Here is a 14,939-nt window from a genome sequence, read left to right on the forward strand (position 1 = left end):
ATGCGGGAGAGGGGCTAAAGACAAAAACTACCCCTCCCCAACCCTCCCCTTTGCTACGCAAAAGGGAGGGAGCGTAGTGCCGAGCCATGCTCGGCAGGGGCTTTCCCAATGAACCCTGCCAACCACCCGCGCATCCATCGCCGTAAAAGCCCACCACGCGACACAAGAACGGCCCAGAAACAACTGCATCCAAGCCAACCCTCGCTTCAAAACGGACCGCGCCGTCCTTCAACACAACGGTAAGCACTAAAGCGCTAGGCTGTACCCCTGTCTCCAGCCGGGCGAACCCTCGATGAAAATGATTCTGGCCGCGTCCATCCTGGCCGCGCTCACGGCCCCCGCCGCCAACGCCGCCGACACGCTGTACTCCGGCGGCCCGATCGTCACTGTCGATGACAAGCAGCCCAGCGCCGAAGCCATCGTGGTGCGCGATGGCCGCATCGCCTTTGTCGGCACCCACAAGGCGGCACGCCGCTTCAGCCCACAGGCGCAGCAAGTTGATCTTCAAGGCCGCACCCTGACGCCGGGTTTCATTGATGCGCATGGCCACGTTTCCGGCGTTGGCTTGCAGGCGCTGTCCGCCAACCTGCTGCCCGCCCCCGATGGCGAAGGCAATTCGATCCCCGCGCTGCAGAAGATCATGCGCGAGTTCCGCGCGCACCCCACTACGCCCGAGGGCTACAAGGTACTGATCGGTTTCGGCTACGACGATTCGCAGCTGGTCGAACAGCGGCACCCGACCCGCCAGGATCTGGATGCCATCGCCACCGATATTCCCGTCATTCTGATGCATCAATCCGGCCATCTCGGCGCCTACAACAGCAAGGCGCTGGAGTTGGCCGGCATCACCGCTGACACGCCCAATCCGCCGGGCGGCGTGATCCGCCGCGAACCGGGCAGCAACGTCCCCGATGGCGTGCTTGAAGAAAGCGCACACAACATGGCCCTGGCCAAGCTGATGCCGGCCATGACCCTCGAGCAGTCAATGGCCATGCTTGAGGCCGGGCAGGCCTTGTACATGAAATACGGCTACACCACCGCACAGGATGGCAAGACCGATGCCGGCACCTTGCAGCTGCTGCCCATGGCCGCCAAGGCCGGCAAGCTGAAGATCGACGTGGTGTCCTATCCCGATATCGAGGTGGCACTGCACAACCCGGCCATGCAGGGGCCGTTCTACGGCCTGAACTACACCGACCACTTCCGCATCGGTGGCGTGAAGATCAGCCTGGATGGCTCGCCGCAGGGCAAGACCGCGTGGCTGACCAAGCCCTACTACAAAGTGCCCGAGGGCGAGAAGCCGGACTATGCCGGTTATCCCGCGTTTCCAACCGCCAAGGTCGATGACCTGATCACCCAGGCCTGGGGACATGATTGGCAGGTGCTGGCGCATGCCAATGGCGATGCCGCCATCGACCAGCTGATCCATGCCGTGTCCGTCGCTGAAGCGAAGTACCCGGACAAGCATCTCGTCCCGGTGCTGATCCACGGCCAGACCCTGCGCAAGGACCAGGTGGGCGAACTGCGCCGTCTGGGCATTTTCCCGTCACTGTTCCCGATGCACACCTATTACTGGGGCGATTGGCACCGCGACTCGGTGTTGGGGCCGGAACGCGCCGAGAACATTTCGCCGACGCAGTGGGTACTGGACGCCGGCATGGTGTTCACCTCGCACCACGATGCGCCGGTGGTGTTCCCGGATTCGATGCGGGTGCTGGACGCAACGGTCAACCGCGTGACCCGCAGCGGCCGTGTGCTCGGCCCGGAGCAGCGCGTATCCCCGGAAATCGCACTGAAATCCATCACTTTGTGGGCGGCGCGGCAGTATGCCGAGGAGAGCAGCAAGGGCTCGATCGAAGTCGGCAAGCGCGCGGATCTGGCGGTATTGTCGGACAACCCGCTGAGCATCGAGCGCAGCCAGCTGCACACCATCAAGGTGCTGCAGACCATCAAGGACGGCGAAGTGGTCTACGAAGCAAAGCCGACACCTTGAGCAGCCTGGCTGGAGCGCGGGGCATGAAGCTTACCCCTCCTCAACCCTCCCCTTTGCTACGCAAAAGGGAGGGAGCGTAGTGCCGAGCCATGCTCGGCAGGGGCTTTACCCGTAACGCTTGACGTCTTGGCAGCGGCCCGAGCCGTGAGACCACGGCGATACCCGAAGTCGAAGGCGCATTGAGCTGGCCGAAGCAGCCACGGCAAGGCCTATCGGCTAACGGCTACCCTCTCCCCAACCCCTCTCCCGGCGGGAGAGGGGCTTCAAGCACCAGCCTGGGCTTTGAGCATCAGCCTAGGCAGCAAGCTTCAGCCTGCGCAGCTCGCACACAGACCATGCACTTCCAGCGTCTGCGCCTGCGGTTTGAAACCCAGTTCCTTGGCGCGGGCTTCCAACTGACGGACGATGTCGCGGTCCTCCAGCTCCACCGCGCTATGGCAGCGGTCGCAGATCAGGAACGGCACCGAGTGCTGGTTGCTGCTGGGGTGATGGCAGGCGACAAACGAGTTGACCGAGGCCAGCTTGTGCACGAAGCCATTGGCCATCAGGAAATCCAGCGCACGGTACACGGTGGGCGGGGCATCGGCACCCACGCCCTTGCCTTCGCGCACCCATTCGAGCAGCTCGTAGGCCTTGACCGGCTTGCCCGCCTCGGCGATGAGGCGCAGCACGTTGGCGCGGATCGGCGTCAGCCGCAAACCGCGCTCACGGCACACCCGCTCGACCACCGCAACAAAATCCGCCGCGTCTTCAACGTGGTGGTGCGGGGCGGTACAGGAGTGTGCGTCGGTCATGGCTACCTCGTCGGAATCAGGCCGTTGGGATCTTGATGAGTGCGGCGTCGATGCGTTTCAAGGCCTCGTCGCGGCCGGCCAGGTACACGGTATGGGAAATGTCAGGGCTCACCTGGGTGCCTGTGATGGCCACGCGCAGCGGCTGGGCAACCTTGCCCATGCCGATTTCCAGCTGCGCGGCCACGTCGTGCAGCGCCGCCGACACGCCTTCGGCAGTCCATTCAGCCGCGGCCAGCAGCTCGCGGGCCTTGCCCAGCGGAACCTCGGCGCCGGCTTTGAAGTGCTTGGCCACCGCAGCTTCGTCGTACTCGTTCAGCGGCGTGTACCAGACCACGGCCTTCTCGGCCATTTCCTTCAGGGTCTGCACGCGCTCACGCAGGGCGATGACCACGTCGACCGGTGCCGGGCCCTTGGCCAGGTCCAGGCCCAGCTTTTCCAGCTGGTAGACCAGGTGTGGCGCAATGGATTCGGGCGTCTCGGTCTTCAGGAAGTGCTGGTTGACCCAGCCCAACTTGGCCATGTCCAGGCGCGCGGCCTTGGAATTGCAGTTGGTGACGTCGAACAGGTCGATCAGTTCCTGGCGGGTGAAGATCTCCTGGTCGCCGTGCGACCAGCCCAGACGGGCCAGGTAGCTCAGCAGCGCCTCGGGCAGGTAACCGGCGTCCTTGTACTGCATGACATCGGCCGCGCCGGTGCGCTTGGACAGCTTGGCACCCTGCTCGTCCAGGATCATCGGCATATGGCCGAACTTCGGCACCGGCGCACCGATGGCCTGGTACAGGTTGATCTGGCGCGGAGTGTTGTTGATGTGGTCATCACCGCGGATGACCTCATTGATGTTCATGTCCCAATCGTCCACCACCACCGCGAAGTTGTAGGTGGGGTAGCCATCCGGACGGAAGATGACCATGTCATCCAGCTCGCTGTTGGCGATTTCGATGTTGCCCTTGATCAGGTCATCAAACAGCACCGTGCCGTCGAGCGGGTTCTTGAAGCGGATGACGCGGTTCGGGTCGTCCTTGTACGGCAGCTTGAGCTCGCGGGCGGCACCGTTGTAACGCGGCTTCTCCTGCTTGGCCATGGCGGCTTCGCGCATGGCGTCCAGCTCTTCCTTGGTTTCGTAGGCGTAGTAGGCCTTGCCGTCGGCAATCAGCTGCTCGGCCACTTCCTTGTAACGGGCAACGCGGTCGGTCTGGTAGATCGGGCCCTCGTCATAGCCCAGCCCCAGCCAATCCATCGCCTCGAGGATGGCATCGATGGCAGCCTGGGTTGAGCGCTCGCGGTCGGTATCTTCAATGCGCAACACGAACTCACCGCCACGGTGGCGCGCCTCCAGCCAGCAATACAGCGCGGTGCGGGCGCCACCAATATGCAGGTAGCCGGTGGGACTGGGGGCAAAGCGGGTACGGACGGTCATGACGGGCGCAGAAGTGGGAATCGGGGCATTTTACCTCTTCCCCCGCATTGACGTAGTTGAGGGGCTTTTAACACCGCCCTTCAAGTAGTTATGGACTTTCTTGTTGAAGACCATCAAGGGCGAACGGCGGAGAGGAAGATCAAAAGCTCCCCCTCATCCGCCCCTTTGGGGCACCTTCTCCCGCAGGCGGGAGAAGGGAGCAACAGCCTGCGATCTGAAGCTGTCAGCCCTTCTCCCGCAGGCGGGAGAAGGGAGCAAAACCCCGCGATCTGCAGCTGTAAGCCCCTCTCCCGCCTGCGGGAGAGGGGTTGGGGTGAGGGCGCCTCTTGTTTTGGCTTCGGCTTCGGCTTCGGCTTCGGCTCTGGTTTTGGTTTTGGCTTTGGCTTTGGCCCTTGCCCTTGCCCTTGCTCCAGCTTTTGACTTACCGGGTCCCCTTCCGCAGCGACGGAGCTGGCAGACAAGACCCCGCATGGGGCGACGCACAGGGACGTGCGTCGTTTTTCGACGAGACAGGGATGTCTCTTCGAAAAATCCTGCCAGCGGAGTGGACCCGCGTCGCGTAGCGGCGTGGGCGCGGAGGCAGGGTGTGTTTCTTTTGGTTACTTCTTCTTTGCACAAGCAAAGAAAAGTGACTCGCTCCCCGCAGGGGAGTGAAAGCTCTTGCTCTTGCTTGTCAACGGGACAACAAAGCGCCAGCAACAGCTAGAGCCAAAGCTCCCCTCATCCGCCCTTCGGGCACCTTCTCCCGCAGGCGGGAGAAGGGCTACATCCGGCCTTAGCTTGTTGTGCCTCCAAAAGCAGAAGGGCCGCAATGCGGCCCTTCCTTCAAGCAAACCCAGCTAACTCACTTCTCCAACAACGGCTTGCGCGGGAAACGCTCCTCGCGCATCGCAGCGTTGTAGACAAACGACGCCACAATCGCCGCCGCCTGCTTCAGATCCTCCGCCTCGGCGTGGTCCCAGGTATCCAGATGGCTGTGATGCACATTGCTGAAGTAGTCCAGACGATCCTGCACGAACTGGAAGCCCGGCAGACCCACCCGGTCATAACTGATGTGGTCCGTGCTGCCGGTGTTGCGCGACACCACCGTGGTTGCCCCCACATCGTTGAACGGCTTCAACCACGCCTCGAAGATCGGCATCGCCGCCATGTTTTCCTGCGCATAGATGCCACGGAACCGGCCCGAACCATTGTCCATGTTGAAGTAGACCTGGAACTTGTCGTAATCACGCATCTTCTGCAACGGCCCAGTCGGCTCACGCAGCGACGCCGGCAATGCCTTCTGCGCCGCATCGGTCGGCTCCGGGTAACGCGCGAAGTGCTGCGCCACATAGGCCTGCGAACCGATCAGACCCTGCTCCTCACCACTCCACAAACCTACCCGGATCGTGCGCTTGGGCTTGGCACCCACTGCCTTGAGGATACGCATCGCCTCCATCATCACCGCCACGCCCGCGGCGTTGTCGGCAGCACCGGTGCCGGTATGCCAGGAGTCCATATGCGCACCCAGCATCACGATCTCATCGGCCTTGCTGCTGCCACGGATCTCGGCCAGCGTGTTGTGGCCTGGCTGGTTGCTGTCATCGGTAAAGCGCGCATCAACATTGACCCGCAGCGTCACCGTCTGCTTGTCCTTGAGCGCCCGAACCAGCGGATTGAAGTGCTCGGCAATCATTGCCAGCTCGGGGATGCCCACCGACTCACCGGCCTTGCGCGAGCCACCACCGGCCACGCGGATGATGCCGTTGTCCCAACCGCTGATGCTGATCGCCGCCAACGCACCTTCATCGATGAAGAACGCATTGACCGCCTTGGTCAGCTCCTGGCGCTCGTTGAAATCCTTCAAGCGCTTTGCACGGTCTTCTTCGGCCGTCTTGGGAATGGTGAAGGTCTGCAGGCCTTCCAGCGAGGTCGCATCGTGACGGTGCGAATCGGACTCGGTGCCACGCTTGTATTCGCGCGCATCACCCAGCAGCAGGATCTTGCCGCGCAGCTTGCCCTTGTACTTCTCAAGGTCGGCCAGCTTCTTGATGTCGACCTGGATCAGCTCACCTTCGACCGCGCCATTGGTACCCGGCGTCCACGCCTTGGGCAGGGCATGCAGCGGCTGTACGCGCTGACCCAGCATCTCGACGCTGGCCGAGGTGAACTCCCAACCGCGACCGAAGTCCTCGAAGGCCTCGTCGTGCACGTTGGTCAGGCCCCACTCGTTGAACTTGCCGCGCGTCCAGGTATTGGCCTGGGCCATCGCCGGTGAATTGGTCAGTCGCGGACCGATGTTCTCGGTCAGATGGCTGAAGGTATCCATCACCTGCGAACGATGGAAAGCCTCCTGACGGATCTTGCCCACCATATCCAGATCCACCTGCTCGGCTGCCTGCGCCGTGGCGCTCACCGCCAAGCCCATGCACAACGCCAACAAACCCCGCTTGATCATGCTTCCCCCGGCCTTAGGCCCAATGACAACAAAGCCTCGAGTCTAGCCAGCAGACAGCCCCCGCCGAGTCGGCCAATGGTCATGGTTGGCCGCAAATGGCCTGCTCAATCCGCGAGAGTCACCACTGCATGCGCAAGCGCGGGCTGCAGCTGACTTTGCCAATCACGGTCATTGGCGACCTGCGCGCGTTTGCGGCTGGCCTCGAAGGCAGCAAAGTCCAACTCGGCGTACGCCCACAGCTGCCCGTCGCCGGTTTGCGCCAGCACGCCGTCGGCAGGAAAGCCCACGTCCATCGGCGCATAGATCGCCGCCTCGCCGGTGTTCACATCCAGTGCCGGGCTCCACTCCGCCAGCCCCGCCGTTACCGACTGCGCAACGAACATGCGGTTTTCCAGCGCGCGAGCCAGGCAGCCGATGCGCACGCGCATTGCCCCGGCAGCGGTATCGGTGCAACTGGGCACGATCAACAACCGCGCACCGGCCTCGTACTGGCGCCGCACCAGCAACGGGAACTCACTGTCGTAGCAGATCGCCACACCAACGCGGATGCCATCGACCTCGAAAACCTTCAACACCTCGCCTGGATCAATGATGCCGGTATGCTTCTCGAAACCGGTCAACTGCAGCTTGTCCTGCCACAAATGCTGGCCCTGCGGCGTCAACCAATCGCAGCGGTTGCGGTAGCGGCCATCACCGCCATCGAGCAGGAAGCTGCCGGCCACGACATGCATGTCCAGTTCCCGCGCCAAGCGCGCGAACAGCTCAAGCCAGCGCTGCCGATACTGCTGGATGGCGGCCAGCGATGCCGCCAGATCACTGAAGATCGGCCGACCAAAACTGGCCGCCAACTCCAGCGAAAGGTACTCCGGCAACACGGCGATACGCGCACCGGCCGCAGCCGCTTCCCCCAGCACCTGCGACTGGCGCGCGGCAAAATCCTCAAAACTCGCTGGCGAGCCCACGGGATAGCGGGCAACGGCGATCTTCATGCAACAGCCTCCAAACTACGTGTCCAGAAAGTCAGCGGATGGGTGACATTGCCCTGCCCCACCTCTCCCCAATTCAACTGCATAGTCAGGCCCGGCCGCCGCTGGTAACCGCGCTTATGCCAGAACGCTGCGTTGTCGCGATGCCCGCGTGGCCGACGCGGGTCGTCATCCGCACGGTCCACCGCACAGAATGCGGTCAGCGCAAAGCGCCCCAAGGCACGCGCATGTGCCTCACGCGCATCGAAGAACGCATGACCGATACCCTGCCCCCGATACTCGGGCAGCAGGACGGACTCACCAAAATAGAACACCTGCGCGGGATCAATGCCTGCCTGCACAAACGGCTTGTGGAAAGCAGCAGCGTCATCGAGCAATGGCAGCCCCGTCGAAGCCCCAACCACCGCATCACCCGCGCGTGCAATTACGCAGACCGCATCCGGCGTTACAGCGTAGGCGGCAAGGTAGTCACGTTCGTAATCAAGACTGCCCTGGTAGAGATAGGGCCAATCCTTGAACACACCGATACGCAAGCGCGCGATGTCGTCGAGATGTGGCAGCAGTTGCTGGCCAGACAGCGAGGTGATAGTGAGTGCTGAGTGCATGCACGGATTCTAGAGCTTGTGGCAGAGGGGTGCTCATCTTCAGCTTCTCCGGCACAGCCCTCCCCCCCCTGCTACACGCCCGAGCCCGCGTTTACACAAAGGCGCTCTGAGCAAAGCAAGCCAAGGGTCGCAAGCTGCTCACATTCGCCCCAGGAGGGGCTAAAGCTGCAATCGCGTTTATCGCGTTGGAGGACGTCGCCACCAGCCCACTGAATAACTGATCCGGCAGGATAAGCACTGCGACTGCAACAGCGGCAGCGGCTTCTGCTTCTGCGGCTTCTGCCTCTTCCGCTCTTGCTGTTGCTGTTGCTGTTGCTGTTGCTGTTGCTGTTGCTGTTTCTCTTGTCCTTGCCTTCAGCTTTTGACGTACCGGGTCCCCTTCCGCAGCGACGGAGCTGGCAGACAAGACCCCGCATGGGGCGACGCACAGGGATGTGCGTCGTTTTTCGACGAGACAAGGATGTCTCGTCGAAAAATCCTGCCAGCGGAGTGGACCCGCGCCGCGTAGCGGCGTGGGCGCGGAGGCAGGGTGTGCTTTCTTTTGGTTATCTTTTCTTTGCACAAGCAAAGAAAAGTAACTCGCTCCCCGCAGGGGAGTGAAAGCTGTTGCTGTTGCTGTCAACGAAAACGAAGCAAAGCCAAAACCAAAGCTAAAAGCCCCCCTCATCCGCCCTTCGGGCACCTTCTCCCGCAAGCGGGAGAAGGGAGGCGTCATGCAGTTTGGTATGCGTCTGCTGCCCGCCTTCGCGGGGCAGGCGCCTCGACACCTCAATCCTGCACGCTTCCCTCATCCCCCCTCCGGGCAACTTCCCCAAAGAAGAGGACTGCGGTCCCGCAAGCGAAGAAGGGAGCTGTCATGCATTTTGATGTGCGTCTTCTGCCCGCCTTCGCGGGGCAAGCACCACGAACACTCCAATCTGCCCGGCGAAAGAAAAATCGCTCCCCCGCAGATAGAGGAAGACCGTGCGCCGCCAGGCAAGCGACGGCCAAACGGTCACTCCCACCACCCATAAACCACCATACGCTCCACCGGCAACACCACAAACCACGACCGCCCATCTTGAGCCACGGCCGAATACCCCGCGCCATGCCCCGCCGGCAACGCATCAACCGCTACCGCCCCGCCCGCATCACCTCCAAAACCCGACGAATCAGTGGCCGCAAACGCCGAATACACCCAATTACCTGGCTCGAAGTAGCGCAAACCCTTGCGCCGGATCGCCAAGGCCGTCGACAACGACAAGCGCAGCGCCACAACCCCCTGCACCTGCTCCCCGGCAAACACACTGCCCAACAACGCCCGCTCCACCTGCCCCGGCGCCATACCGAAATGCAGCAGGCCGCAGGTCTCGATACCCGCCGGCAACAAGCGCTGCGCGCGGCGATGGATCAATGCACGATTCATCTCATTCCTCCTTACGAAAGAGGCGGGATGGCCTGCGCCACCCCGCCCCGTCATCGCAACCGACCAATCAACCCTGCTTGTTCACCGCACGACTGCTCAGCTCGTACCAGTCCACCTTGCGGGTGATCCACATGATCGCCGCCAGGATGCCGAACAACAGCAGCGAGCCCATCAGCAACGCGTTGTTCTCCGATATCAGCAAGACATACAGCACGCCGTACAGCATCGTCAGCATCGTGGCGAAGCCGACACCACGCTTCCAGCTATGCAACACACCGCTAAGATAGAATCCCTGTAAGCCGATACAGGCCGCCGCCGCGATCAGATACGCCTGCCAGAACGCAATCTGCTCGGACAAGCTCAGCAGCAACAAGAAGAAGATCGCCAACGCCAGGCCCACCAGCAGGTATTGCAGCGGATGGATCTTCAACTGCTTGATCAACTCGAACAACGCGAAACCAACGAAGGTCAGCAGCACGAACAAGATGCCGTACTTGCTGGCCCGGTCCACCTGCGTATAGGTGTCCACCGGATCCACCAGGGCCACGTTGAGGACCTCGACATTGCTACCGTCACTGCGGATCGCCAGAGCCAGCTGCGACTGCGCCGCCGACGCCAGCGATGACACCGCCCACTCCGCCTTGAAACCGCTGGCATCGATGCTGCGCTCGTTGGGCAGGAAGCTGCCGCCGAACAACGGGTGCTGCCAGGTCGAGGACAAGGAAACCCGGGTATCGTCACCCACCGGCGCAATCGCCAGCGAACGCGTGCCACCCAGCACGAACTCCAGCTCAACCTTGCTGCCCTCGCGCAGCACGCCCTGCATCGCATCCGGCAATGGCGACAGCGATGCATGCAGGCCCTTCGAAGTTCCCTCCAGTACGCCAGCGCCCGGCTTCAACTGGATCGCCCGGCCGTCGACGCGCAGGTTCGGCGTACCAACAAGGCCGCGCACGTCGGAGATGCCCATGGCCAGATACGGATTGCCATAGGTCCGCCCCGGCACTGCGGCATAGCTGGTCTCGGCAAACTCGGCCTGCAGCTTGGCCTGCCAGTTGTAGACCGGCACCTTGAACAGGCCCACGGTGCGCTCATCGGTGCGCATATTGCCCTGCACGTTCAAGCGTGTCGGCATCTGCAGGTCGTAGCCACTTTCGACACGCAGCTCGGTCCGGCGCGGCTTGTCGCCTTCGGGCGGAATGTCCACTTCACGCTGCTGCGTCCACGGCAGCACCCGCACCGGGCCGATCAGCGACTGCTCGCCGGCCCAGCTCTGCGACACCCGCTCGACCGCCTCGTCGCGGTAACGCTCACGCTCATTGATGGTGCTGCGGATCAGCACCAAGGGAATCAGCAGCAACAACACCAGCCCGCCGACAATGGCGAAGCGCAACAGCAGTTTCAGGGAAGTCATGTCCCGTCCTCGTGTGGAAACGGGACCAGCTTGGACGCGACCGGTGAGCGGGGTTTGTGCCGAGTTTGAAGTGAATGTGAAGTCAGCCCGCCGGCAACAGCAAGCTGGCCTCGGCGCCGCCTTCAGGGTGGTTGTGCAGCGCCGCTACGCCGCCATGCAGGCGTGCAACCTCGGCCACGAACGGCAGGCCCAGGCCGGAACTGCGCTGTCCGCTGCCGGGCCGCGCCAGTGAGTAGAAACGCTCGAAAACACGTTGCTGCGCGTATTCCGGCACGCCGGGGCCGTTGTCGCGCACCGCGATACGCCAGTTCGGCCCCTGCCGCTGCAACCCCACCACAATGCGGCCGCCGGGTGCGGAGAACGCGATCGCGTTGTCCAGCAGGTTGGACAGCGCCTGCCGCAGCAGGAAGGCATCGCCCTGCACCGTCGCCTGCGCCGGCAGCTCCAGATCCAGTTCGATCTGCCCTGCCTGCAGGCGTGGCGCGGCGTCCTCGGCCAGCGCGCGGCAGACCGCCACCAGATCCACCTCGCTGCGCCGTTGCAGCCAACCGTGCTGCTCCACCTCGGCGAGCCGCAGCAGCTGGTCGATGGTCTCGGTCAGGCGCCGCTCCTGCTGCACGATGTTGGCGGCGAAACGCTGCCGATCGGCTTCCGGCAGGGGCTCCTGCAGCAGCTCGGCGGCACCGCGTATCGCCGCCAGCGGGCTCTTCATTTCATGGGTCAGCGACTGCACGTACTGCTCGACGTAGGCCTTGCCTTCGAGCTTGCGGCGCATGGTTTCCAATGCCTGGCCAAGGTCGCCAATCTCATCGCGACGGCGCTTGGGCGGCGGCACCGGCTCACCGGCACTCACCGCCTTGGCATAGCGGCTGAGCCCGCCGATGCCGCGCGACAACCACCAGGTCATCAGCAGGCCGATCAATGCCGACAAGCCAATCAGCCAGCTGCCGCGGGCGATGATGGCGCGCTGGCTGGCGACGATGAAGGGATCGATGGTGTCGTTGGGCTGCGACAAGGTCAGCACGCCGATCAAAGTGCGTCCGTCGGCCGGGTCGTACATCGGCGCGGCCACGTGCATCACCGTATTGGTCTCGTCGCCGGGAATCTCCGGGCTGGAGCGCGCCCCGTATTCGCCGCGGAGCGTCTTGTAGACGTCATTCCAGCGTGAGTTGTCGCGGCCCACATCCTGACCGCGCGAGTCGTAGACCACGATGCCCTGCGCGTTGGTCACCGTCACCCGGTAATCGATGCTGCGCTTGGGGAAGCGCCACACCATCGCCTTGGGATCGCGGCGCTGGGCCGTGGCCAGGCGCGCGGCGAAATCGCCGTCGCCGATATGGCCGGCCTTCAGATCCGGCGCGGCCATCACCGCCAGCACATTGGCCGCGTCCACCAGGGTGGACTCCATGGCCTGGCGCACACCGGGTTTGACCTCGTTGACGAACACCCGCATCACGAAGAAGGCGGCGATGCCGACAATCAGGAAGAATCCCAGGAATATCTTCAGCCCCAGCCGCATCGGTCACACATCCAGGGCGTAACCGACGCCACGGTGGGTACGGATAGGCTCGCCCTGCGCACCGGCTGCACGCAGCTTTGCGCGCAGGGTTTTGACATGGGTATCGACGGTGCGGTCGGTGCTGTCGCTGGTGTGGTCCCAGCCGCGTTCCATCAGCTGCGCCCGGCTCAGGATGGCCCCGGGCCGTTGCAACAGCGCCGCCAGCAAGGCGTACTCGTAGCGGGTCAGCTCCAGCATCACCTCCTGGTAGCGGATGCGCCGGCCTTCCTGGTCAATGCCGAAGCGGCCCAGCTGCTTCCAGCCACTGCCTGCTGCCGCGGCCGGTGCGGCAGGCGCGGCCCGGCGCAGGCGCGCGCGCACCCGGGCGACCATCTCGCGCGGCGAGAACGGCTTGGTCACATAGTCGTCGGCACCCAGCTCCAGCCCCAGTACGCGGTCGAACTCATCGTTGCGGGCGGTCAGGAAGATCACCGGCACCTGGCTGAAGGTGCGCAGTTCACGGCAGACCTCGAAACCGCCCAGGTCGGGCAGGCCGACATCCAGCACCACCACATCGGCCCCGTCCTGGCGCAGCAGTGCCAGGGCCTCACGGCCCAGCGCACAATGGCTGGCGCTGTAGCCCTCGCTGCGCAGCGCATAAAGCAGGGTATCGGCGATGGCGGCCTCGTCTTCGACGACGAGTACCCGGGCAGGTTGGCTGGACATTGCATCAGCATAGCCGCCCTTGCCGCAGACACCAGCCCTGCCAGGGTGGCGGCGCCCGACAGGGGCCTGGAACCAGCGCCAGCGGGCAGCCGGTCACGCCACACTGCAATCAAAACGCGCACGCAACGCTGCAGCCCGTAAACTTCGCCGATGAATTATCGCCACGCCTTCCACGCCGGTAACCACGCCGACGTTCTCAAGCACATCGTCATGTTGGCGATGATCGACGCGCTCAAGCGCAAAGAATCGCCGTTCTTCGTGCTGGACACGCATGCCGGCCGCGGCCGCTACCTGCTGTCTGCCGAGGAAAGCCGCAAAACCGCCGAGATCGATGAAGGCGTGTTGCGGCTGATGAGCAGCCCGGCGCTGCCGGAAGTGGTGGAGCAGTACCTGCGCGCGGTGCAGGCCGACAATCCGGTGGGTGCGCTGATCTCCTACCCCGGCTCGCCGCTGCTGGCCGCCCGCGCCCTGCGCGAGCAGGACCGCATGGCCGCCTGCGAGCTGCAGAAGGACGAGGTCACCGCGCTCAAGGAGCTATTTGCCCACGACCGCCGGGTGCAGGTACACGCCGGTAACGGCTACGAAGCCATCCGCGCCTTCCTGCCCCCCAAGAGCGGCGAAACCAAGATTGGGCGGGCGCTGGTGCTGATCGACCCGCCCTATGAAGTGCAGGATGCCGAGTACCCGCAGATCATCTCAACCCTGCGTGAGATTTTGACGCGGATGCCTCAGGCACAGTGCGCGGTCTGGTACCCGATCAAGCAACGCCGTACCCTGCAGCCGTTTTTCCGCAAGGCCGCCTCGCTGCCGGCCAAGTCGGCGCTGATCGCCGAACTGATGGTGAGGTCCGATGACTCCCCCTTGCGTCTGAATGGTAGCGGGATGTTGCTGCTGAACCCGCCGTGGCAGTTCGAGCAGGTGCTGGCCCCGGCATTGCCGGTGCTGAAACAGCATTTGGGCGAGGCTGGCGCCTCGACCCGGCTGGAGTGGCTCAAGACGCCCGAATGACGGGCGCGACCGGCCGCCGACACCTGCGTTCGACCGCGTTCACAGAACTTAGCAGCTGCGGTGACAGAATCAGGCGACTTTGGAGGAAACGTAGTCATGGCCACTCGCAATCGCATGCCCCCGTGGCATGAAAATTTCAAGGCACCCAGCGGCCGTGAGCTGCTGATCCGGCCGATCCGCCCCGAAGACGGCGCACCGCTGCAAGGCGCGTTTGCCCTGTTCGGGCCGGAAGAGGTACGCGACAAGTTCCTGCAGTCGGTTGAATCACTGTCCGATGAGACGGCCCAGCGTTTGACCCACCCGAACCCGAAGACCGAAATCGCGCTGGTGGCGGCCGAGCCGCTGCCGCCCGGTGAAGCGGTAGTCGGCGCAGTGGCACGCGCCTCCATCATCCCGGGTACCCGCGATGCCGAATACGCGATCCTGGTCAGTGGCTTCCTCGCCGGCCAGGGCCTGGGCCGGCAATTGATGCGCAAACTGGTGAAGTGGGCGCGCGGCAAGTACCTGGACCGCCTGTATGGCGACATCGCCCAGGACAACGAGCCGATGCTGCAGCTGGCGGCCTCGCTGGGCTTCAAGCAGGTGCCCCACCCCGCTGCCGCCCCGGGATTGGTGCGGATGGTGCTGGAACTGGCCAACTAAGCGTCAGTTTTCCA

General features: G+C 63.7%; 13 protein-coding genes. 3 read left to right on the plus strand and 10 right to left on the minus strand.

Going from position 1 to position 14,939, the window contains the following annotated elements; genetic code table 11:
* The first annotated feature begins 292 nt into the window (after window positions 1-292).
* Window positions 293-1,993 (plus strand): amidohydrolase, encoded by a 1,701-nt coding sequence (locus ABB27_RS15395; RefSeq protein ID WP_057629671.1) that lies wholly within the window; start codon window positions 293-295, stop codon window positions 1,991-1,993.
* 308 nt (window positions 1,994-2,301) lie between these two features.
* Here ABB27_RS15395 and ABB27_RS15400 read toward each other — a convergent pair whose 3' ends face one another.
* The 10 genes from ABB27_RS15400 to creB form a co-directional block, all read right to left on the minus strand.
* Window positions 2,302-2,787 (minus strand): Fur family transcriptional regulator, encoded by a 486-nt coding sequence (locus tag ABB27_RS15400; protein ID WP_057629672.1) that lies wholly within the window; start codon window positions 2,785-2,787, stop codon window positions 2,302-2,304.
* A gap of 16 nt (window positions 2,788-2,803) precedes the next feature.
* Window positions 2,804-4,204: a glutamate--tRNA ligase gene (gene gltX, locus ABB27_RS15405; protein WP_057629673.1), complete on the minus strand. Its 1,401-nt coding sequence runs from the start codon at window positions 4,202-4,204 to the stop codon at window positions 2,804-2,806.
* Between the two features lie 844 nt (window positions 4,205-5,048).
* On the minus strand, window positions 5,049-6,641 hold the full coding sequence (locus tag ABB27_RS15410) for a M20/M25/M40 family metallo-hydrolase (RefSeq protein WP_057629674.1): 1,593 nt from the start codon (window positions 6,639-6,641) through the stop codon (window positions 5,049-5,051).
* A gap of 104 nt (window positions 6,642-6,745) precedes the next feature.
* Window positions 6,746-7,630 (minus strand): carbon-nitrogen hydrolase family protein, encoded by an 885-nt coding sequence (locus tag ABB27_RS15415; RefSeq protein WP_057629675.1) that lies wholly within the window; start codon window positions 7,628-7,630, stop codon window positions 6,746-6,748.
* Entirely contained in the window at window positions 7,627-8,232 is a 606-nt protein-coding gene (locus tag ABB27_RS15420; RefSeq protein WP_057629676.1) for a GNAT family N-acetyltransferase, read from the minus strand. Before ABB27_RS15420 ends, ABB27_RS15415 begins: the two co-directional genes overlap by 4 nt.
* Before the next feature lie 91 nt (window positions 8,233-8,323).
* A complete protein-coding gene (locus tag ABB27_RS19780) occupies window positions 8,324-8,947 on the minus strand; it encodes a hypothetical protein (RefSeq protein WP_152984620.1) in 624 nt (207 codons plus the stop codon).
* A 279-nt stretch (window positions 8,948-9,226) separates the two neighbouring features.
* Window positions 9,227-9,637 carry a hypothetical protein gene (locus ABB27_RS15425; protein WP_057629677.1) on the minus strand — a complete coding sequence of 137 codons (411 nt, stop codon included), beginning with the start codon at window positions 9,635-9,637 and terminating at the stop codon, window positions 9,227-9,229.
* Between the two features lie 67 nt (window positions 9,638-9,704).
* The gene (gene creD / locus ABB27_RS15430; protein WP_057629678.1) at window positions 9,705-11,051 is read right to left on the minus strand and encodes a cell envelope integrity protein CreD; all 1,347 of its coding nucleotides are present in this window, start codon (window positions 11,049-11,051) and stop codon (window positions 9,705-9,707) included.
* 82 nt (window positions 11,052-11,133) lie between these two features.
* Window positions 11,134-12,570: a two-component system sensor histidine kinase CreC gene (gene creC / locus ABB27_RS15435; protein WP_057629679.1), complete on the minus strand. Its 1,437-nt coding sequence runs from the start codon at window positions 12,568-12,570 to the stop codon at window positions 11,134-11,136.
* Window positions 12,571-12,573: 3 nt separating this feature from the next.
* Window positions 12,574-13,275 (minus strand): two-component system response regulator CreB, encoded by a 702-nt coding sequence (gene creB / locus ABB27_RS15440; protein ID WP_057629680.1) that lies wholly within the window; start codon window positions 13,273-13,275, stop codon window positions 12,574-12,576.
* A gap of 150 nt (window positions 13,276-13,425) precedes the next feature.
* Between creB and ABB27_RS15445 the strand changes: the two genes are divergently transcribed.
* Together ABB27_RS15445 and ABB27_RS15450 are read left to right on the plus strand one after the other, a co-directional pair.
* Window positions 13,426-14,283 carry a 23S rRNA (adenine(2030)-N(6))-methyltransferase RlmJ gene (locus ABB27_RS15445; RefSeq protein WP_057629681.1) on the plus strand — a complete coding sequence of 286 codons (858 nt, stop codon included), beginning with the start codon at window positions 13,426-13,428 and terminating at the stop codon, window positions 14,281-14,283.
* A 96-nt stretch (window positions 14,284-14,379) separates the two neighbouring features.
* On the plus strand, window positions 14,380-14,925 hold the full coding sequence (locus ABB27_RS15450) for a GNAT family N-acetyltransferase (protein ID WP_057629682.1): 546 nt from the start codon (window positions 14,380-14,382) through the stop codon (window positions 14,923-14,925).
* The last annotated feature ends 14 nt before the right edge of the window (window positions 14,926-14,939 follow it).

This window comes from Stenotrophomonas terrae, assembly GCF_001431465.1.
Taxonomy (GTDB): domain Bacteria; phylum Pseudomonadota; class Gammaproteobacteria; order Xanthomonadales; family Xanthomonadaceae; genus Stenotrophomonas; species Stenotrophomonas terrae.